This window comes from Flavobacterium aquidurense (assembly GCF_001404985.1).
GTDB lineage: Bacteria > Bacteroidota > Bacteroidia > Flavobacteriales > Flavobacteriaceae > Flavobacterium > Flavobacterium aquidurense_B.
Genome location: NZ_JRLF01000015.1, coordinates 287,834 through 308,830, shown reverse-complemented (window position 1 = coordinate 308,830; position 20,997 = coordinate 287,834). Strand labels below are relative to the sequence as shown.

Genomic DNA, 20,997 nt, shown 5'->3' with positions numbered 1-20,997 from the left:
CTCCTTCGTCGAAATGACAATGATTGGGTTAATTCTGCGAAATATCCTTAGAAACTTTGACAAAGTTCTAAGCATAAAGCTTTGCGATCTTTGTGTTTTTCAACATAATCAAACTTAGCGGTTACAAAAATCTACAAAACACGATAAACAGGATATTGCATATGCGCCTTTTCGTAATGCACAGAATTTTTGTAAATCCAGTTTAATTGTGCTTCAGCGTTTTTCGCAAATTCGCGATCGTTTTGTTTTTTTGTTTCTAATTCGGCTTTTAGGGCTGGATTTTCTTTTAAAAGTTTTGCAGCTGTATCTTCAAAAATATATTCTGAGTAATGTTCTTTTTGCTGTAAAATAGGATCAAAGAAATTCCAGTTAAAGAACGAATCAACACCTTCCGGCTCAAAAGCTTCTACGAGATATTTTACGCCTTTTTGGTTTGTCGAAACTACGTAATCACCTTTGGCGAAAGCCATTTTTAAAACTTTAGAATTTATCGTTGTATTATAATGCAAATAATGTCCTTCGTAAGCATTTGTGACTGTTTTAAAATCGGCAATTTTATAGCTTTCTACTGCTATAATTGTATCGTTTTTAAGTTGAGAATAACTGATATTGTTATTCTTTAATAAATCAATAATATTCCAATACCCACGCGGAATGATATAAGCAGACGGAATAACAACATCTTTTACTGATTTGAATTCCTTGATATACGGAACGTCTTTTTTGTATGGTTTGCTTCTGTCATAATACAAACGATTTCCTGTTGTGGCTTCGCTTTTTTTGTAACCGGCTTCATATCCTAAAAACGAAAATGTGGTTGCTTTTGTACTGTCTAATTCCCATTTTAAAGTGTACGGTTTTTTAGGCTGATATTGTTCGAGGTTTTTTATTCTGAGTTCTTTGATTTTTTGATAATTAGCATCTGTAAAATCCAAAGTCGATTTGGTGTATTCGTAAGTCATTTTTACACGTTCGGCATATTTTTTAAGCATATGTGTTTCTACTACAAAACCAATTGTATTAAACAACGAAGTATAACCGGTTGTATATCTCGGACTATCAACAAACTGACCAAAACCTTTGTCCGGAGTATCTTTAAACGAATCAACATAAGGCGTAGTCTCAATCTTTTTTTGTTGTAAATCTTTTACTAATGCCGGCATCATTTCGTTATTTAGAAAATCACCCAAAACGGTTCCTAATTTGTTGTGTTGCGTCATAATATATGTCAGCTTATATTGATAATCTGATCCATTGCTTACGTGATTATCAATAAAAACATCGGCGTTTATTTTCTGGAAAATTTCTACAAAACTCTTTGTGTTCCGAGTGTCAGATTTCATTAAATCGCGATTCAAATCATAGTTTCTTGCGTTTCCTCTAAATCCATAAATTTCCGGTCCGTCCTGATTGGCTCTTGTAGTCGAATTTCTATTTAAAGCTCCGCCAATATTATAAACCGGAATCGTAACCAAAACCGTATTTTTAGGTGCTTTTAGTTTGCCAATTGCCAGATCTCTATAGAATTGCATTGTGGCGTCGATTCCGTCAGGTTCTCCGGCGTGGATTCCGTTATTAATAAAAAGAACCGCTTTATTTTTCTGGATTTTTTCAAAATCAAATTCCTTGTCAGGATTATAAACTATCATGTGCAATGGTTCTCCGGAATCTGTCAGACCCATTTCCTTCATTTGAATCGTAGGGAAATCATTCGCCAAAAGTTTAAAATAAGCAATGGTTTCTGCATAAGAAGCAGATTGATTTCCGTTTCCTTTCTCAAAAAAAGTATCGTATTTTTTATTGTTTTGAGCGAAAATGGTAAGCGTGAAAAGTGAAATGATAATGGTGAAAAATCTCATGATTTTGGTTTTAAATAGAAATCAAATATAGAAATTTTGTTTTAGGTTTTATTTGTTTCAGGTTGAAATACTTTGTGTTTTTTTCTCTCGCAGATTTTGCAGATTGAGCGGATTTTTTTATTGTTAAAAATTTATCTGCTGGATCTGCAAAATCTGCGGGAAACATTATTTACGATTTGTATAAACTTGACTTGAGACTGAAAACTGCGACTGCGATTGAAAACTGAATATTAAAAACGGTACACTGCCAACTATTTTATCTACTTTTGCAAAATGAATAAAAATCACCATTCCAATAACATACTTTTGAATTTAGGAATCGAAAGCCTAAACGAAATGCAGGAAGTTGCTCAAGACGCAATTTTAAACGATAACAATGTATTATTACTTTCGCCTACCGGATCAGGAAAAACACTGGCTTTTTTACTGCCTGTTTTAGAATTATTACAACCTGAGATACTTTCGGTTCAGTGCTTGATTTTAGTGCCTTCGCGCGAATTGGGTTTGCAGATCGAGCAGGTTTGGAAAAAAATGGGAACGCAATACAAAGTAAACATTTGTTATGGCGGACATTCGATTGATACCGAAATTAAAAACCTTAGCAATCCACCAGCAGTTTTAATAGGAACGCCGGGAAGAATTGCAGATCATATTGACAGAGATACTTTTAGAACAGATAAAATTCAGACTTTAATTCTGGACGAATTTGATAAATCATTGCAATTGGGTTTCCATGAGCAAATGTCTTATATCATTGGTAAATTGACGAAACTGAACAAACGTGTTTTGGTTTCGGCAACTTCAGATATTGAGATTCCAAGATACACGAGAGTAGTAAATCCTACGGTTTTAGATTTTATTCCGGAGCAGGAAGAGAAAACAAATCTTTCGATGAAAATGGTTGTTTCACCAGCCAAAGATAAATTAGGAAGTTTGTTTAATTTGATTTGTTCGTTGAAATCGCAATCGGCTATTATTTTTTGTAATCATCGTGATGCGGCAGAACGTATTAGTGATACATTAAACGAAAAAGGAATCTACGCAACGTATTATCATGGCGGAATGGATCAGGATGAACGCGAACGTGCTTTGATCCAGTTTAGAAACGGAAGTATGAGTTACCTCATCACAACTGATTTAGCAGCTCGTGGACTGGATATTCCGGAGATGAAACATGTAATTCATTATCATTTACCACTTAAAGAAGATGAATTTACACACCGTAACGGTCGTACTGCTCGTATGCAAGCTTCCGGAACGGCTTATATCATCATTCACGAAAGTGAAAAACAATTAGATTATATTGACTACGGAATGGAAGTTTTGAAGGTCGAAAATGCAACAACTTTACCAAAGCCACCGGAATATCAAACTATTTATATTAGTGGCGGAAAGAAAACAAAACTGAATAAAATTGATATTGTTGGTTTCTTTTCTCAAAAAGGAAAACTGGAAAAAGGCGATTTAGGTTTAATCGAGGTAAAAGATTTCATTTCGTTTGCTGCTGTAAAATTCAATAAAGTAAAAGACTTGCTGCATAGTATTAAGGATGAAAAAATGAAAGGCAAGAAATTTAAAATCGAAGTTGCTCGCAAAGTGGTTAAAAAAGAAGAGGAGAGGTAATACTTTTTTCAATCCTGATTACGTTTAGAATCTGCTTTTAGATATTTTGTAGCAAATCTTTGTTTAAAACCCAGCTTTTATATCGTTTAAAAGTGAGTATTATAGAAGAAAAATCAGGATTTTATGACACTGACAGGCCTTTGTTTTTTTGATTTTAAATTATTTCGATTAAACGTTTTAAGACCTGATTAATGTTTTAATTTATTGAATTTCAATATTTTAATTATGGGTTGTTATAGTCGTAAAACGGTTTTAAAATAACATCTTAATCTATTGTTAATAAATTAACGGCTAAGACTTTAATTTATCATATTTTCTGCGTTTCTTGTACCCGTAAATAATAAACCCCAAATTAATTATGAAAAGAATTATTACGATTGCTATTTTGATGTTTAGTTTTGTGTCTTTTGCACAAATCAAAGTTCTTGAAACCGTTCCAGTTGAAAGATTAGGAAAAGTAAATAACAACTATATTCAAAAAATAGGAGATGAGTATACTGTTTATTATACTAGTATTCAAAATGATGACGAATCTTCAAGCTTAAGAAAGTTTACATTTAAAAATGTAAATAATGATTATAATAGCCTTTATAGTATTATTGTAAACGGTTTTACTGCAAGTCCTTTGTATGATATAAAACTAGAATTACCTAACAACTATATTTGGTTGCATTACACAGGAAGTGTTATTCCTGAGAAAGCGACAGTTCAGTTTATGGTTTCTTCTAAAGAAGCTTCTTCTGCTACAAGCAGTGTTTCTGAGCCATTTGTAAAAGATCAGATTAATAAATTATTTCAAAAATAAATTCTAGTTTCAGGTTTTTATTTGTTTCAAGTTAAAATCTGTGTTAGGAAACTTTTAAACACAAAAAAGGCTATTCAGATTTGAATAGCCTTTTTTAGTTTACAGTTTTCGGTCTCAGTATTGAGTCAGCAAATAACTGAATACTGAATACTGCGACTGTCACTGCGACTTATATTTTCTTCACGTATTGTGTGATAATTACAATTTGCTGTCCATCTACCTTTCCTTCAATATATTCCGCATTTTCGTGATCTAAACGAATGTTACGAACAGCAGTTCCTTGTTTGGCAACCATACTTGATCCTTTTACTTTAAGATCTTTGATTAAAACTACAGAATCTCCGTGTTCTAAAATTACGCCGTTACTATCGCGGTGAATGATTTTGTTTTCGTCTTCTTCCCCTTCTCCAGTTGCTTGTGCCCATGCCAGAGTATCTTCGTCTAAATACATCATGTCTAATAATTCCTGAGGCCAACCAGCAGCACGCATGCGGCTTAGCATTCTCCAGGCTACAACTTGTACAGCAATATTTTCATTCCACATGCTGTCATTAAGACATCTCCAGTGATTTAAATCTACATTATCAGGGTTTTCAATTTGATCAATGCACGTACTACATGCCATTATGCTTTCGTCAAGTCCGCCTTTTTGAGTTGGTAATACCTGATATACTTTTAGGTTTTCTTCGGCTCCACAAAGTTCACATTTAGATCCGCTGCGTTTGTTTAATTCTCTTTCGATGCTCATTATTTGGTGTTTATTTTAAAATGCGAAATTACTTATAATTTGCTTCGCTGGCAAGTTTATGTTTTTTGGGTTATTTTTTCACTCGAACTGCATCCGGAACCAGCATTTCATATTCGCCGCCATGACGCAATACATCACGAACAATGCTTGAACTAATAAATGAGGTACTTGCTGCTGTTAATAGAAATACGGTTTCTATTTTAGATAGTTTTCTGTTGGTGTGGGCAATGGCTTTTTCGAATTCGAAATCGGCAGGATTGCGCAAACCTCTTAAAATGAAATTGGCTTTTAATTTTTTTGCCAAATCAATAGTCAATCCTTCGTATGTTATAACAGAAATTTTTGGTTCGTCTTTGAAAGTTTCTTCTATAAAACGTTTTCTTTCTTCGAGTGAAAACATGTATTTTTTCTCGGCGTTCACACCAATTGCAATTACAATTTCATCAAATAAAGGAATTCCTCTTTTAATGATGTCTTCGTGTCCTAATGTAATGGGATCAAATGATCCCGGAAATATGGCTTTTCTCATTTTTTTAAGGTTCAGAGATTGAGAGATTCAAGGTTATAAAGGTTTTTAATTACTAAAACCATTAACGTTTTTTTGAGTAATTTTTAATATTTGATTTTCTTGATAAAGTTTAATTAAATCTTTTCTTGAATAAGAAACTTTTCGATTTGAATAGTTTTCAGGTTTATTTAAGTCATCTATTTCATTAGGCATATAAGCGTCAAAATCGTTTAAAGTAGCGTATACACTATCAGTTGTGATTTTATCAATTCGCATATTTGAATAATATCCATTATTTAATTTTAAATTATAAACATCTCCTTGTATTGGATTTTTAATTAAAATTCCAGCTTCGTCTTTCTTTTCAAAATAACTATAAATTGTAAAAATAAGGAATAAAGCAATTATAATGGAACCAGAAAACATCCAAAGTGAATTATCTAATTTTTCGTTTCTCAGTTGTAATTGAGCGATTTCAGATAAATCTTCATAATCAAAGTTTTTATTACATTGACTGCATTTTATATAAACTGATTTTCCAACTGGAAATAAAGGAAACAAAGTAATATGGGTATATCTTTTATAAATACTAAAATATAAATCATCTTGTGCTCCACAATTTGGACATTTTTCATTCAATATAGAACCATTTTTCATATTTGATTCTCGAGTTCCAACAAGAAATATCATATCTTTTTATTTGAGATTTTCTGTTAAGTAATCCTTTTTGTATTTATAGCCGGAACCCATTCATCTTTTTTGCAGACTTCACATTTTGCAGTTCCTGATTTTTGTTCTTCGGTATGTCCGCAAAAAGTGCAGGCGTGTATACCATCATTTTCGATGATTTTGCTTTTTTTATTGAATGCTCCGGGTAGGATTGGTAATCCGAATTTTACTTCCTGATCTTCATAAAAAAAGACGCTTATTTCTCCGCTGGTTTCTATAAAAGCATGTTTTATTTGTCCCAGATGTTCAATAGATTTTATGCGAAGCTCAGAGAAAAACTCGTCTTGTGCAAGGCTTTCCTTTTTGAAAGTCGCAATAGAAAATTTACCATTATTGATCAGACATTCCGTTTTACCTTCTATAAATTCTTCAAATTTTTTGCTTTTTCCGGTAAGCCAGGTTACGGATCGATATAAAATAATAATGACCGTAAAAACGATGGCAGCCGGAACAATACCAACATCTTCATAAAACATAGGGTCTCCTGCTGCAGATCCTAAGGCAATAATGATTACAGTTTCGAAAATCGATAATTGTTTTACACCTCGTTTTCCTGCCAGTTTTAGGGTTAACAGTAAAATGATAAACATAACTGTAGAACGAAATATTACTTCCAAAGCAAAGTTTGCGGGAAGATTGTTGTAAAAAAGTCTATTCCATTCGAAGATTTCTTTCATTTTTTTGAGGTTCTAAGTTGCTGAGGCGCTGAGTTACTAAGTCTTTTTCTTTGGGCTAAATCAGTTTGAGAGAGACTTCTCCCGAAGTCTGAAAATATTTGAGCTAAAAAAAGGTTCTAAAATCTTAGTGCCTTAGCAACTTAGTATCTCAGAACCTTTTCTATATTATGCCAACGCTAACTCAATTGCATTAGTGAATAAATCTTCCAGAGATATTCCGGCTGCTTTTGCTTGTTGCGGGATTAAACTTTCTGTTGTCAGACCTGGAATTGTGTTCATTTCCAGCATATATGGTTCGTTGTCTACGATAATGAATTCACTTCTTGAAAAGCCTTTCATTTTAAGTACTTCGTAAGCACGTTTTGCAGTTTCTCCTACTTTTTGTGTTAGTTCATCTGAAATTCTGGCGGGTGTAATTTCTTGTGATTTTCCTTCATACTTAGCTTCATAATCAAAGAAATCATTGTCAGAGACAATTTCGGTAATTGGTAAAACTTTAATTTCTCCCTGATAGTTGATTACTCCAACAGAAACTTCGGTTCCGTCAAGGAAGCTTTCGATGATGATTTCGTTATCTTCTTTATACGCTACTTCAATTGCAATTGGCAATTCGGCTTCTGATTTTACTTTTGAGATTCCGAAACTAGAACCTGCTTTGTTTGGTTTTACGAAACATGGCAAACCTACTTTTTTAACGATTTCGGCAGTATTGATAACATCACCTTTATTTAAGTAATAAGAAATTGCCGTTTTGATTCCGTATGGTTTTAAAACCGATAATAAATCACGTTTATTGAATGTTAATGCGGCTTGGTAATAATCGCAAGACGATTGTTTAATTCCTAATAATTCAAAATAAGCCTGCATTAATCCATCTTCTCCGGGAGTTCCGTGAATAGCATTGAAAACACAGTCGAAAGTAATTTTCTGATCGTTTACAGTTACAGAAAAATCATTTTTATCAATAGCATATTCAGCATTGTTTTCATCTACATAAACCCATTTTTCTTTAAAAATATGAATACGGAATCCGTTGTATTTTGTTTTGTCAAGATATTGGTGAACGACGTTTCCGCTGATAAGAGAAATTTTATATTCGCTTGAATATCCGCCCATGATGATGGCTATGTTTTTCATTGATTTGATGTTTAATCGTTTATTGTGTATTTGTTTAATCGTTTATTTATTTCAGGTTTCAGGTTTTTGCCATTATTGTGTTCTCATTTTGTCATTTCTCGGAATGACAAAAAAAGCAATAAAAATGTTCTTATAAAACCTAAAGCCCTAGCCCTGATTGGAGCGGCATCCTTTTTTGCCGGGGTTCGGCATAAAAGATACAGCGGACAGCAGGAAACAGCTCCTGAAAATTGTCCTTAGACTTCTCTGAGGATGACAATCGCAACACTTTCTTGCTTAAAACAAAATTATCATTTTTTTTGAAACGAAATAGCTTTATCTTTGCCACAACTAAAAATAAATTTATGAGTTTACGTAAGTATTTAACGAGCCGTGTATTTTTTGTACAAATACTAATCGCGGCTGCTATCATTGCAGTTTTAGGTTATTTGTTTATGCATTGGCTGACTTTTACAACTGATCATGGTCACGAAATTGCCGTTCCTAATTTATCTAAATTGACTGAGGAGCAGGTAGAATCAAAATTGGACGAATTAGACTTGGATTACGTGCTTTTGGATAGTGTTGATTACCGAAGTGAATTTCCTAAATACAGTGTTGTTGAGCAAGATCCGTTGCCGGGAACAATGGTAAAAGTAGGAAGAAAAATATATATTAAAATTAATGCATCTGGATTTTCGTCTGTTAAAATTCCGGATTTGATCGAGAAAACGTATCGTGAGGCTGTTCCTACTTTAAAGGCTTTAGGGCTTGAACAGGGAACGATTACTTATATCCCAAATCTTGGAAAAGATATGGTTTTAGAGATGCGTTATAAAGGTAGAAACTTAAAAGTAGGAGACCGCGTGCTTAAAGCTTCTAAAATCGACTTGGTTTTAGGAGACGGAAAAGCAACGTATGTAGATGAAAGTCAGGCGACAGACAGTTTAGCTGCGCCAACTACTGAAACCCCAAAAGATGAACAATAATAATGAAAATTTAGATCTGGAAGACGAATTATTCGAACATTTTAGATTTGAAGTCCCTAAAGGTCAGGCGCTTTTGCGTATTGACAAGTATTTAATGAATTTGATTCAGAATGCGACGCGAAACAAAATTCAAAACGCCGCAACTGAAGGAAATATCTTCGTAAATGATATTCCGGTAAAATCAAATTATAAAGTTAAACCGTTTGATGTAGTGACGGTTATGTTAACGCATCCGCCTTTTGAGAATCATATTCTTCCGGAAGACCTTCCGTTGAATATCGTTTATGAAGATGATGCTTTATTACTGATTAATAAAGAACCTGGAATGGTGGTCCATCCTGGTCACGGTAATTATACCGGAACTTTGGTAAATGCTCTGGCACATCATTTTGATAATTTGCCAATGAACAGCAGCGAACGCCCAGGTTTGGTTCACCGAATTGATAAGGATACGTCCGGACTTTTAGTGGTGGCTAAAACCGAAGCGGCTATGACGCATCTGGCTAAACAATTTGAAGCTAAAACTTCTGAACGTGAATATATTGCCCTTGTTTGGGGGAATGTTGCTGAAGAGGAGGGAACTATTGAAGGTAACCTTGCAAGGCACTTAAAAGACCGCATGCAAATGGCAGTTTTTGCTGATCCAGAAATAGGAAAACCTGCGATTACGCATTATAAAGTTTTAGAACGTTTTGGGTATGTGACTTTGATTTCCTGTAAACTGGAAACAGGCAGAACACACCAGATTCGTGCGCATATGAAACATATTGGTCATCCGCTTTTTAATGACGAACGTTACGGTGGTCATTTGATTTTGAAAGGAACGACGTTTACAAAATACAAACAATTTATAGACAATTGTTTTAAGGCTTTGCCACGTCAGGCGCTTCACGCTAAAACGCTTGGTTTTGTGCATCCGACAACTGGCGAAATGATGCGTTTTGATACTGAACTACCTCAGGATTTTCAGGATTGTATCGAGAAATGGCGCAATTATGGAAAGACGCATAATATGGAAGATGATGAGAACTAATTTTAGAAATTAGATTTTAGAATAAAGAAAATAGAGATAAGATTTTCTGATATAAAAAAAGCTCCAATTTGGAGCTTTTTTTTATATCTAATCAATTATGACTTTTCTATTTAGAAATAGTGAAATTTTATCCGCAATCTCAATGGCTTCTTTCTCGCCTAATCTTTTTTTGATTATATAATCGTGAGAAGAACCAGGAAAAATTTTTAAATAAATAATCCATCCGCTCTCAAATTTATTGATGCTATTATAAATGTTTATAGATTGTAATTTGTTTAGATTGCAATGAAACTTATCATTAATAAACAAATTTTCTTCTTGAATGTTGAATTTGTGATATTTGTTTTTTGTCCACTCGTAGTATTTATTAAATGTTAGATATAATAGAATAAGTATTAAAATTATTAATGAACCCCAAATATTTTGTATTACACCAGATCTTATTTTTAAAGCTATTAATGTTAAAATAGATAGTGAAAATACTATTGATAGAATTGTGGAGGTCTTATTAAAATTAAAAGAAATAATAATTTCATTACTTTCCATTTTCTTAATAATATATTTTTCCATCGTTCAAATATATGTACTAATTTAATAGATTGTATATAGATTAAAAGGGTGTTTTTCTACTAAATACTTTTTATTATTAAATCTATGATTTTTACTTCGCCGTTTGTTAGAAAACCTAATTTACCTTGTTCATTTAATTTACTTTTTTCTATGGAACATTCTAAGAAGTTTTCGTTATCTACAGAAAAAAACAATTGATTATTTGAAACCCTGATTTTTACGGCATACCATTTATTGTTTTCAAGTTTCATTGATTTTTTAAACAAAGTTGGACCGCCTCGTTTGCCATATTCGTCGCTGTTTTTATTGTAAACCCCTCTGCCTATCACAATATTCTGGTCGATTTGGTACAGATAAGTCCTGATGTAATTTTCTTTGTCGATATTTAACATTACTTCAAAAAGAGATTCTCGCGTCATGTTTACTTTAAAATCGATCTCATAATTTTCAGGCAGTTGTTTTTTAGATTCTATAACGCCCCAATGCATTGGACCTCCAATTCCTTTTAAGGTGTCTTTTTCCAGAAACCATTCTTTGGGATTTGATTTCCATTCTGATTTTAAAGAACCGCTTTCACTTATTTTGTATTGATGTTTTGCGGTCGAAATTGTTCCGCAACATGAAGTGATTACTATTGAAAAGGCTGATAATACGATATGTTTAATTCTCATTTGTTTTTTAGTTTAACTCTGAGTGGTATTTAATATTACCAATAGATCCTGCAGGATTTGGTAAAAGTTCAAAAACCGAAGTAGGAGCGAGGCCAGTTTCTATACGATGCGAAACATATAAAATACTAACATTTGTTTCTTGTTTAATGGTATTGATAAGCTGAATGACCAAATCGACATTTTCGTCGTCTAAGCCTTCAACAGGTTCGTCTAAAATTAATAATGGCGGGTGTTTTAAAACGGCACGAACAATCAAGGCAACTCTTTGCTGACCAATTGATAGATCGATAAAACGTTTTTTTCTTAAATCGCTCATTTCAATAACTTCAAGCCATTGTGCTACGGTTTGTTTTTGCAAAGTAGTTGGTTCAATATATAATCCTATGGAATCGAAAAAGCCGGAAAGAATCATTTCTTCTAAAGTATGTCCTTTTTGAAATAAATCAGTCATAGAAGTAGTGAAGATTCCAATTTGTTTTTTGATATCCCAAACGCTTTCACCAGTTCCTTTTTTTCTTCCGAATAAATGTAAATCCTGTCCAAATCCTTTTGGGTTATCTCCTGTAATCAATGAAAGGATAGTACTTTTTCCCGAACCATTCGGACCAATTAATTGCCAGAATTCACCTTGTTTTATCGTCCAGGAAATGTTGTCTACAATTTTGCGGTCGTCATAACTTACAGAAACGTTTTCCATTTTTATTAGTACACTTTCGTGAAAGGAATGCGGCTCAATAGCTTTTGGAATCGCTGCTGTGTTTAGGGTTTTAAAATGATGAATGGCTTTTGGTATAGGATGTAATTCAAAAGTATTGTCTTTGATATGTGCTTTATTAGGCACAAAAGCTAATACATCAACTACACGATTTACGATTTGGATAATAGCAATTTCATCTGTCAGGTCTTTTAAGGATTCGGCTAAAATTACGCGGGAGGCCTGATCTAAATGATCAAACGGATTATCAAAAATGATAAAATCGGGTTTTTGATTGATACAATATTTCAGAAATTCTTTTTTGCGTTCTCCTGATGAAAAAGTTCTTAATTGCCTGTGGGATTCCGGAGATGCTTCTACAATATCATATTGATATTCTTTTTCGATGAATTTTTCAATCGCAATGTCTGAAAACAAAATACCTTTTTGATTGTTAAAAACGGCTAATTCTCCTTTGGCTTCACCAGAAAGTAAAGTATCTATAAAAGCTTTTTTATTTACGTGATTTGATAAGAGTATATCCCAATGTTGCATTTTAATATATTATTTATTTGCGCATAGATTAATAGCTTTTTTTGCCACAGATTAAAAAGATTAGAATGATCAATTAATCTGTGACAAATAGATTTTTTAAAGAATTATATATGCTTTAAATGTTTTTTAGTTTATTCTGTTTTTATTGTTGCCATTTCTCTATTGTTGCGAGACCATTCGCTCCAGGATCCTACATATAGTTTAGGAATTGGAAGTCCGGCATAATCCATCGCGAGTAAAGTATGACAAGCAGTAACACCAGAACCGCAATGCACGATTATATTTTCAGGATTTTTGGCTCCTGTAATTTCAGTATATTTTTTTGCTAAAACGTCAGCCGATTTATAAAATCCATCTTCGCTTAAGTTTTCACTAAACGGAACATTGATAGCGCCGGGAATATGTCCTGCAATTAAATCCAGCGGTTCTGTAAGGCCATCAAAACGATTTTTATCTCTTACATCAATGACTATACTTTCTTCGTTATTTCTGGCTTTTTCGACTTCATCGATATCGGCTTGAGTTAATTTCCATTCTGTAACTGTATATTTTTGTGTAGGTTCAAAAGTTTCTAATTCTGAACTGACAGGAAAACCAGTTTGTATCGCGGCTTGTAAACCTCCGTTTAAAACCTGAACTTTTTCATGACCAATCGCACGTAACATCCACCAAAATCTGGCAGCGGCATTCGATCCGTTTTTGTCATCATAAATAACAACATGACTCGAAGGTGAAATTCCGACTTTAGAAAGTACTTCAGAAAATTTTTGAAGTGATGGTAAAGGATGTCTTCCTCCGTTTGCGGGATTTTCAACAGTTGCCAGATCACGATTTAAATCTACATAACGTGCATTTTTTAGATGTTCGTTTTGATAGTTTTCTTCAGCATTAATTCCTGCTCTGGCATCGATTAATATAACTTCAGGAGAATCTTTTATGTTTAAAAGTTCTTCCGGATTTATAATGGAAGATAATTTGTTTGACATTTTAGTAAATTCTTTTTTTGTTGAAAAAACAATATTGTGATCTATCAATCTGGAATTTTTTCGATCAATATTTCATTATCTGCTTTGTCGTAATATGTACAAGTCATTTCAATGATATCAACGCGCCATTTTGCAATTCCGGATTGTGCTGCATGTTGGCAAAAGGTCAAGTAATCTGTTTGACCATCCTGGTGCATTACTAAAAATTCTATAAAACGTTCTTTATTGGCAACTGGAGCCACCTGAATTTCAGGATATTTCTCGTCTGCAGAAACTTTGTAATTATTTACGCCGTAATATTCAACATTTCCATTGTTAACGAAGGTGTCGTACCCTTTTACACCCAAAATGATCAGGTCTTGTATATAATTTGGAAAATCTGCACCGCTTTGCACTTTGGCATGTGCTTCTTTTATTTGCTCGATTGTAAACATGTGTTTTAGTTTTTAGTTAAAGTTAAAGGCTGCCACGAATTGTTATGAAATTAATTAAGAATTTTGAATAAAAAAATTAATGCTGATTTTTATCATCGGTGGCATGAAAAATTATGATTTCAAAAATACGATTAATGGTTTTATACATTGGTCGAAAGATTCGATATGTGGTAAATGTCCTGTGTTTGGGACTTCGACCAATTTCGCATTCGGAATTGCTTTTTGTGTTTTTTTGCCCAGCTCCATATAATTACCCATAGTTTTTCTGATTTCTTCAGATACCAAAGGTTTTCCTATAGCTGTTTTATCTCTTGTACCAATGATTAAAAGTGTTGGACTTTTGATGTTTTTAAATTCATATAAAACAGGTTGTGTAAATATCATATCATACATAAGTGCAGAATTCCAGGCAACTTTTGCATAATCAGGAGCAGTTGTCCAGCCGGCTCCAAGTTCAGCCCATTTTTGAAAATCAGCATTCCACTTACCATCATAATAGTTTGCCATTTGATAGCTTTTTATATTTTGATAGTTTTGTTTTAGTTCAGATTCGTACCACCAATCTACAGGTTTGTAGGGCACAACGAGTTTCCAGTCTTCTAAACCAATTGGGTTTTCTAATACTAATTTCTGTGTCGTTTCCGGATACATTAAAGCAAATCTCGTCGCTAACATTCCGCCCATAGAATGTCCTAAAATAGTTGCTTTTTCGATTCCTAAATGATCTAATAGTTTTTTTGTATTGGCAGCAAGCTGCTGAAATGTATATTGAAAATTATCTGGTTTAGAGGATTTACCAAATCCTATCTGATCAGGGACAATAACCCTGAAACCTTCTTTTGTCAAAGCTTTTATAGTAGTCTCCCAATAAGCGCCATTAAAATTTTTACCATGAAGTAAAACAATATTTTTATTGTTGTAATTATCAGGTTTGATATCCATATAAGCCATTTTAAGATATTGACGCTGATTGCTCAATTCTAAAAATTGTACAGTAAAAGGATATTCATAATGGGTTAAGTTGATGTCGAGTGCCTTTATATTCTCTTGCTGCGAAAAACACAAGAAGGGCAGCAGTAACATTATAATTTTTATATTTTTCATCTTTTGAATGTATTGGTTTTGGAGTATTTATAAAATTAAAGTTAACCTTTTTAAATTCAAAAAATAAAATCTTAAAATTATCAGAAAATATCTACTGCTAATTATGCCATGACGGCAACAATATTTAGAGCGACTTCAGCTAATTTTTTATCACCAATAATTGTTACTTTTTCTTTTGCCTGATGAGGAGTCATGCCTTTTGAAAATAATAGCCAGGCATCGTCTGGATCAATTTTTATAATTGCACTTTGTTCATCATCAAAAGATTCAATGAATTTCCACTCCCTTTCCTCCTTAATAATATTCCATTGACCACCAATGTCACTATTAACTATTAATGTTACAATTGTACCTTTTTCTGCGGCTGTATTTTTATAAGTATGAGGCAATGCATACATAAATGTACTGATGAATGGATGAAATAATGTTTTTGTCAGGAGTGCCTGTTTTCCTACGGCATTTCTAATTTGTTGTTGATGCAGGAATTTTTCAGTGTATTCGCGTGCAATATGAAACCAGTTTAGCGAAGTTTCTTCTCCTGCCCATGCGACCGAAAAAATGGCATTTTCGAAAGGATTTAATGTTTGTAAATGTTCTGAATATTGTTTGCCTGTAGTTTCTAACAATTGGGTTAAAACAACTGGGCTAAGTCGTTTTGTTGCATTTGTCCAACTCATGTTAAGCTGATTCAAAAATGTAACCAGATCACCATATGAATTAATATTTTCAGGTTTTTCGCCAAAATACTGATCTCTTGAGATCGATAAACCTCTTAAGTTTCCATCCAGCAAATGCGAGGCAATATCTTTTACAGCCCATTTTCTGGCAACGGTTGGTGCATTCCATTCTTCATCTGATAATGAATTTAGAAGGTCTATTAGTAATTCATCTAAAATAGAAAAGAGATGTACGGTTTTTATGGGAACAATTTTTGGAGATAGCATACATGAAATTATTTTTCTGAAGTTTTTGTTTCATTATTTTTTAAAGTGACAACACGTTGCGGATAAGGAATATCGATATTAGCTTCATCAAAACGTTTTTTAATGCTTTGCAGTAAGTCACAATACATAACAAAACCGTCTGTAGAATTTTTTGCCCATGCCCAGGCTTTTAGCGTCACGCTTGAATCTGCCAGTGCCACAACACGGGCAATGACCAAAGGTGTTTTTTGCTTTTTATTTTCAGCTGTTCTCGTATCAATAAAAAGAGGGTGTTTAGCAATTTCGTCCTGCATGATTGCTAATGCATTCTCGATATTAGATTCATAACCAATTCCTATTTCGATTATTTTGCAGCATTTAGTATCATGCATATTGGTGTTTACAATTATCTGATTGCTGATCACAGAATTAGGAATTATGATTCGGTTGTTTTCAGCATCTTTCAAGACAACTTGTCTTAAATTGATATCTTCAACCGTACCAACAAAATTGTTTATTGTAATCTTATCATTGATTCGGAAAGGCTTAAAAATCACCAGAAAAATTCCGCTTACAATATTACTTAAAGCTTGTTGAGAAGCTAAACCTGCTACTAACGAAATAACACCTGCGCCAGCTAAAAAGGAATGACCAATAATTTTGAATTCCGGAATTTGTATGAGGGCAAAAGCAAAACCTAAAATATAAATTACGGTAATGATTAAATGTTTTAAGAATCTAAAACCTGTTGCATCATATTCTTTATCCGTTAATTTTCGATATAAAAAATAGCGTAAAATTTTTTCGGTCAATGCACCTAAAACAATTGTAGTAAGAGCAATTATGGCAATTATTATAGCTATTCTAAAGTCTTTTGAAAAGTCGATCATAAACATTTAAGCTTTTATATTAAATCTAATATTTTGTATTTAATAAATAAGTGAGGATTTCAGTTTTAAGCTAATTTACGAAGTTTTAGATCTTTGTATGTATAGTTGCTCTTAATAATTTGTATGCAGGTGTAGATTTTTTGATAGGATATAATCCTGTGATATTCAATTTTTATTTTTAATTGGTAAATTATCAGATAATAAGTTATGAGTTGATTATTGTGTAATAATATTATTTTTTGTTACATTTTTTGAAGTAAATTTTGTAAAAAGAAGATTTTTTTAATTTTAAGTTATTACGATTGATGTTAGTTTCTGTTTTCTTGTGAATTGTGTAACGTGTTGATAATTAATAATGTAAATCAGGATAGGGCAGGACGGTCTCCTTTTGTGATATCGCTAATTTGGTTATAACTATTTAACCAAATTAACCAATTTATCATGAAAAAAAGTTTTTTAACCTTTACGTATGCTCTTAAAATTTTTATGATTTGTACATTTTCGGTACACTTTTGTGATGCTCAAACACTGGCATTTCCTGAAGCTACAGGTTTTGGCAGATTCACTACAGGAGCAAGAGGCGCTGCAAATCCTCAAATTTATTTAGTAACCAATTTAAATGACAGCGGACCGGGATCGTTTCGGGATGCAGTTAGTCAGGAAGGCCGATTTGTAATTTTTAGAGTTGGCGGTATTGTAAATTTGCAAACTCAGGTTGTTGTAGCAAGTAATACTACGATTGCAGGGCAAACTGCAACCGGAGAAGGAATTGTGTTTTTAGGCCCTCGTGTTACTTTTTCGGGAGCCAGTAATACAATTGCCAGATATCTTCGTATTCGGTATGGTGGCACGGCTCAAAATCAGGATGCATCAGGCTTATCAAATGGGGCTAACCTTATTTTTGACCACATGACTTTTACGTGGGGAACAGATGAAGTTTTCTCTATTAATTGGGATAATAAAGGAATAAGTCCTGATAATATAACCATTCAAAATTCGATTATTGGTCAGGGATTGCATCGTCATAATCATTCGGCCGGTGGTTTGATGCAGCCTTCCGGAGGAAAAATAAGTTTAATAGGAAACTTATATATCTGCAATAAAACGCGTAATAATAAAATAAAGGGAATTAATGAGTTTGTAAACAATGTTGTTTATAACTGGGGTAATTACGGAAACACTTACGGACATACAGAATCTGGCGATGCTTATATTATGGGAGGAGATTCTGCAGGAAGATCTGATGTTAATATTATCAATAATTATTTTATTGGCGGTCCAAATACAAGTTCTACGATTTCGACGCCTTTTAACAGAGGAAATGACAATTTCTCTTTGTACGGTTCCGGAAATTATTTTGATAATAATAAAGATGGTGTTTTAAACGGCACTTTGGTTCCGGCAGATTTAACCGGATATCCTACTGGAGATGCTGCTACTATTTTATCAACACCTTATGATTATCCTATGAAAAATACAACAGTTACGGCTCAGGATGCTTATGATAAAATAGTGCTGAATGTTGGAGCTTCTTACCCAAGACGTGATCAGGTCGAGAATTTAATGATTTCTGATTTAAAGTCTAAAGGAACAACGGCAACTTATGTGTATGTTCAAACTGATTTAACACAAAAATTTGGTTTTATAAACGGTGGCGCAGGACATGTTTATGGTGCTCCGGCTCCAATTGATACTGATAATGATGGCATGCCTGATGCGTGGGAAGATGCAAATGGTCTTAACAAAAATGTTGCAGATGCTTTATTAGTAAGTACAATTCATGCACCTTATTTGAATATTGAGGTTTATATAAATGGATTGACAAATGAAACACCACCGGATTTTATTATTCCACCATCTGATATTACTTTTACCAATGTGGTTTCTACCGAAATTCCGGTCTCTAGTTCTGTTACTTTAAATTGGGGTGATAATGCAGCAAATGAAGATCATTATGTTTTAGAGCGTTCTGCTAATGGAACTGACTTTACAATAATTGCTACATTAGGATCTAATATCACGACTTATAATGATTCAGGTCTAGTGCCCAATACGCAATATTATTATCGTGTTAAGGCTACAAATAGCACAGAATCTTCTGTGTATAATACTGTAGCAGTGATAACAACACCGCCAATTCCATCTGCACCAACAAAAGCAATTACACCAACACCTGCTGCAGGATTTAATACTGTAGAATTGACAAGTGGAAATTTGACTCTAAAATGGACCGGAAGCTCGAACACGCTTAGTTATGCGGTATATTTTGGTACCAATCCTTCAAACTTGACTAAAATGGCAGATGTTGCATATTCTGCAAATCCATCTTATCAGGTTACAGGATTAAGTGCTGCAACAAATTATTACTGGCGAATAGATGCAATAAATGCTAAAGGAACGGCAACAGGCGATGTATGGAATTTCAGTACGATAAAACCGGGAATTGTGGGACATTGGCCGTTTAAAGAATCAGCCTTAGAAGGAGAACGAATTACTGATATTACGACTTATGCAAATCATGGTGTATTGGATATTTCTTTTGATAATGCTGCTGTCAGAGTTCCGGGAAAGGCAAACAATGCGATTGATTTTTCGACATCATTAAATAATAAATCTATGGTAAATATCCCGAATCAGGATTATTTATTATTTGATAAAAATTCCTTTACCGTTTCTTTCTGGATGAAAGCAGCTCCGGCTTTATTACCAAGTTCTTCAGCAACGAGTATTTATGTATTGTGCAAAGGTTCATTTACAAAAAATGCGACAACCGGAGCAACTGGTAAAAGATATAATATTGAGGTTAAAGGCGGGCTTTTACGTTTTGCAATAGATGATGATGTTACAAAAAGAGAAGTGACTACGGCTGCGGCAAAATATTTTACTGAAAATTGGGTAAATGTGGTTATTATGAGGGATATTATTGCCCATAAAATGAGAATTTACACAGATGGTATTTTATCGGCAGAACTTGATGAAACAGCTGTTACAGGTATTGCTGAACCTACTGATTTAATAATAGGGAATATTGGCGAACTCGAACTGTCATCCGGTACTGCTCCGGCGCCATATAAAGGCTTGTTTGATGAACTCCAACTATTTAATTATCCGCTAAATGCTACTGAAGTAATGGGATTGTATACGCAGGTATTTTTAAGTACAGATAAATTCAGTCAAAACAAAAGTAATATAATTGTGTATCCCAATCCGGTAAAAGATCAGGTTCATATTACGATTCCTGATTATAATTTATTACATGCAACAGCTACATTAAGCGATATGACTGGGAAAATTATTCTAAAAGAAAAGATTTCTTCTGACGGAAATGGAGATTTTACTTTAAATATAGCCCATAAAGAAGTTTCTGGAATTTACATGCTGAATGTTTCAGGTGAAAATTTGAATAGCAATTTTAAGATTATTATAGAATAAGAATCACTTTTTATAAACTAAAAAGACCGTTACAAATTCTGTAACGGTCTTTTTTTATGAATAGTAAATATGGATTTAATTTTAAAGTCCAACAAAATCATCACTTTTAGGGAAGATGCTCAAAGCTTCTATTGCTATTTCCGGAGTTGGTGAAGCCAATTTACGAAGTTTAGTATCCATCCAGGCACCATCTACCGTAATAACAGCACAAAGTGTATCATCTTCTCTTCTAAATTCATGAATAATGGACCAACGCGAAGCATCAGCTTTCATTTTTGAAGTTTTAGTGTGAATGAATATTTTATCAGAAAGTTTTAATTCTTTTCTAAAAACACATTCTTCTCTAAATAAAACGGGACCAAAACCCTGTGTCTGCATTACTTTTAAAGTTAATCCCAGTTCTTCAAGGATTTCAATACGATGTTGTGCACCAAAATCATAATAAGCACTATGACGAACGTGAAAATTAGGGTCAAGATCAGACCAGCGAAATGATATTTCTTTTTTAAATGAAGCCATTATTTATTTGTATTTATAAGTGTATTGTAAATGCTTTTGCAACGATTATTTTCTCTAAAAAGCATTCGTTTTAATGAAAGTCGAAATTACAAATAAAAAAGGAAATTGTTTGTCAGAAAGTTTAAAGTCTTA

Annotated in this window: 20 protein-coding genes; 5 read left to right on the top strand and 15 right to left on the bottom strand. The window is 33.3% G+C overall.

The annotated features are described in order from the left end of the window. Positions 1 to 131 precede the first annotated feature (131 nt). Complete coding sequence (locus tag RC62_RS19795) at positions 132 to 1,859, bottom strand: M14 family metallopeptidase (RefSeq protein ID WP_055098048.1); 1,728 nt, start codon at positions 1,857 to 1,859, stop codon at positions 132 to 134. A gap of 273 nt (positions 1,860 to 2,132) precedes the next feature. Here RC62_RS19795 and RC62_RS19790 point away from each other — a divergent pair, with 273 nt between their 5' ends. Both RC62_RS19790 and RC62_RS19785 read left to right on the top strand, forming a co-directional pair. Beyond that, complete coding sequence (locus RC62_RS19790; RefSeq protein WP_055098047.1) at positions 2,133 to 3,482, top strand: DEAD/DEAH box helicase; 1,350 nt, start codon at positions 2,133 to 2,135, stop codon at positions 3,480 to 3,482. Positions 3,483 to 3,840: 358 nt separating this feature from the next. Continuing rightward, positions 3,841 to 4,287, top strand: a complete 447-nt coding sequence (locus RC62_RS19785; protein ID WP_055098046.1) for a hypothetical protein — start codon at positions 3,841 to 3,843, stop codon at positions 4,285 to 4,287. Between the two features lie 169 nt (positions 4,288 to 4,456). Here the strand turns inward: RC62_RS19785 and RC62_RS19780 are convergent, their stop codons facing one another. From RC62_RS19780 to RC62_RS19760, 5 genes are all read right to left on the bottom strand, one after another. Next, positions 4,457 to 5,035: a PhnA domain-containing protein gene (locus tag RC62_RS19780; protein WP_055098045.1), complete on the bottom strand. Its 579-nt coding sequence runs from the start codon at positions 5,033 to 5,035 to the stop codon at positions 4,457 to 4,459. A 70-nt stretch (positions 5,036 to 5,105) separates the two neighbouring features. Beyond that, the gene (coaD, locus tag RC62_RS19775) at positions 5,106 to 5,564 is read right to left on the bottom strand and encodes a pantetheine-phosphate adenylyltransferase (protein WP_055098044.1); all 459 of its coding nucleotides are present in this window, start codon (positions 5,562 to 5,564) and stop codon (positions 5,106 to 5,108) included. 45 nt (positions 5,565 to 5,609) lie between these two features. Further along, complete coding sequence (locus tag RC62_RS19770) at positions 5,610 to 6,233, bottom strand: hypothetical protein (RefSeq protein ID WP_157472589.1); 624 nt, start codon at positions 6,231 to 6,233, stop codon at positions 5,610 to 5,612. A gap of 23 nt (positions 6,234 to 6,256) precedes the next feature. Then, complete coding sequence (locus tag RC62_RS19765; protein ID WP_055098042.1) at positions 6,257 to 6,949, bottom strand: DUF421 domain-containing protein; 693 nt, start codon at positions 6,947 to 6,949, stop codon at positions 6,257 to 6,259. Positions 6,950 to 7,114: 165 nt separating this feature from the next. Continuing rightward, positions 7,115 to 8,086, bottom strand: a complete 972-nt coding sequence (locus RC62_RS19760) for a D-alanine--D-alanine ligase (RefSeq protein ID WP_055098040.1) — start codon at positions 8,084 to 8,086, stop codon at positions 7,115 to 7,117. A gap of 344 nt (positions 8,087 to 8,430) precedes the next feature. Between RC62_RS19760 and RC62_RS19750 the strand changes: the two genes are divergently transcribed. Together RC62_RS19750 and RC62_RS19745 are read left to right on the top strand one after the other, a co-directional pair. Further along, the gene (locus tag RC62_RS19750) at positions 8,431 to 9,054 is read left to right on the top strand and encodes a PASTA domain-containing protein (RefSeq protein ID WP_055098038.1); all 624 of its coding nucleotides are present in this window, start codon (positions 8,431 to 8,433) and stop codon (positions 9,052 to 9,054) included. Continuing rightward, entirely contained in the window at positions 9,044 to 10,087 is a 1,044-nt protein-coding gene (locus tag RC62_RS19745) for an RluA family pseudouridine synthase (RefSeq protein ID WP_055098037.1), read from the top strand. The genes RC62_RS19750 and RC62_RS19745 overlap by 11 nt, the downstream gene beginning before the upstream one ends. 87 nt (positions 10,088 to 10,174) lie before the next feature. Here the strand turns inward: RC62_RS19745 and RC62_RS19740 are convergent, their stop codons facing one another. From RC62_RS19740 to RC62_RS19705, 8 genes are all read right to left on the bottom strand, one after another. Further along, the gene (locus tag RC62_RS19740; protein WP_055098036.1) at positions 10,175 to 10,657 is read right to left on the bottom strand and encodes a hypothetical protein; all 483 of its coding nucleotides are present in this window, start codon (positions 10,655 to 10,657) and stop codon (positions 10,175 to 10,177) included. 59 nt (positions 10,658 to 10,716) lie between these two features. After that, the gene (locus RC62_RS19735; RefSeq protein ID WP_055098035.1) at positions 10,717 to 11,328 is read right to left on the bottom strand and encodes a hypothetical protein; all 612 of its coding nucleotides are present in this window, start codon (positions 11,326 to 11,328) and stop codon (positions 10,717 to 10,719) included. 7 nt (positions 11,329 to 11,335) lie between these two features. After that, positions 11,336 to 12,577 carry an ATP-binding cassette domain-containing protein gene (locus RC62_RS19730; RefSeq protein ID WP_055098034.1) on the bottom strand — a complete coding sequence of 414 codons (1,242 nt, stop codon included), beginning with the start codon at positions 12,575 to 12,577 and terminating at the stop codon, positions 11,336 to 11,338. Between the two features lie 131 nt (positions 12,578 to 12,708). Then, entirely contained in the window at positions 12,709 to 13,563 is an 855-nt protein-coding gene (locus tag RC62_RS19725) for a sulfurtransferase (protein ID WP_055098588.1), read from the bottom strand. A gap of 44 nt (positions 13,564 to 13,607) precedes the next feature. Then, complete coding sequence (locus RC62_RS19720) at positions 13,608 to 13,997, bottom strand: DUF1398 domain-containing protein (protein WP_055098033.1); 390 nt, start codon at positions 13,995 to 13,997, stop codon at positions 13,608 to 13,610. 111 nt (positions 13,998 to 14,108) lie between these two features. Beyond that, positions 14,109 to 15,101 (bottom strand): alpha/beta fold hydrolase, encoded by a 993-nt coding sequence (locus tag RC62_RS19715; RefSeq protein WP_055098031.1) that lies wholly within the window; start codon positions 15,099 to 15,101, stop codon positions 14,109 to 14,111. A 101-nt stretch (positions 15,102 to 15,202) separates the two neighbouring features. Then, positions 15,203 to 16,045 carry a maleylpyruvate isomerase N-terminal domain-containing protein gene (locus RC62_RS19710; protein WP_055098030.1) on the bottom strand — a complete coding sequence of 281 codons (843 nt, stop codon included), beginning with the start codon at positions 16,043 to 16,045 and terminating at the stop codon, positions 15,203 to 15,205. Positions 16,046 to 16,053: 8 nt separating this feature from the next. Continuing rightward, complete coding sequence (locus RC62_RS19705) at positions 16,054 to 16,914, bottom strand: mechanosensitive ion channel family protein (protein ID WP_055098029.1); 861 nt, start codon at positions 16,912 to 16,914, stop codon at positions 16,054 to 16,056. Between the two features lie 441 nt (positions 16,915 to 17,355). On the opposite strand from RC62_RS19705, the gene RC62_RS19700 reads away from it, so the two are divergent. Then, on the top strand, positions 17,356 to 20,346 hold the full coding sequence (locus RC62_RS19700; RefSeq protein WP_055098027.1) for a LamG-like jellyroll fold domain-containing protein: 2,991 nt from the start codon (positions 17,356 to 17,358) through the stop codon (positions 20,344 to 20,346). A gap of 81 nt (positions 20,347 to 20,427) precedes the next feature. Here RC62_RS19700 and RC62_RS19695 read toward each other — a convergent pair whose 3' ends face one another. Further along, entirely contained in the window at positions 20,428 to 20,865 is a 438-nt protein-coding gene (locus RC62_RS19695) for an acyl-CoA thioesterase (protein ID WP_055098026.1), read from the bottom strand. Between the last annotated feature and the right edge of the window lie 132 nt (positions 20,866 to 20,997).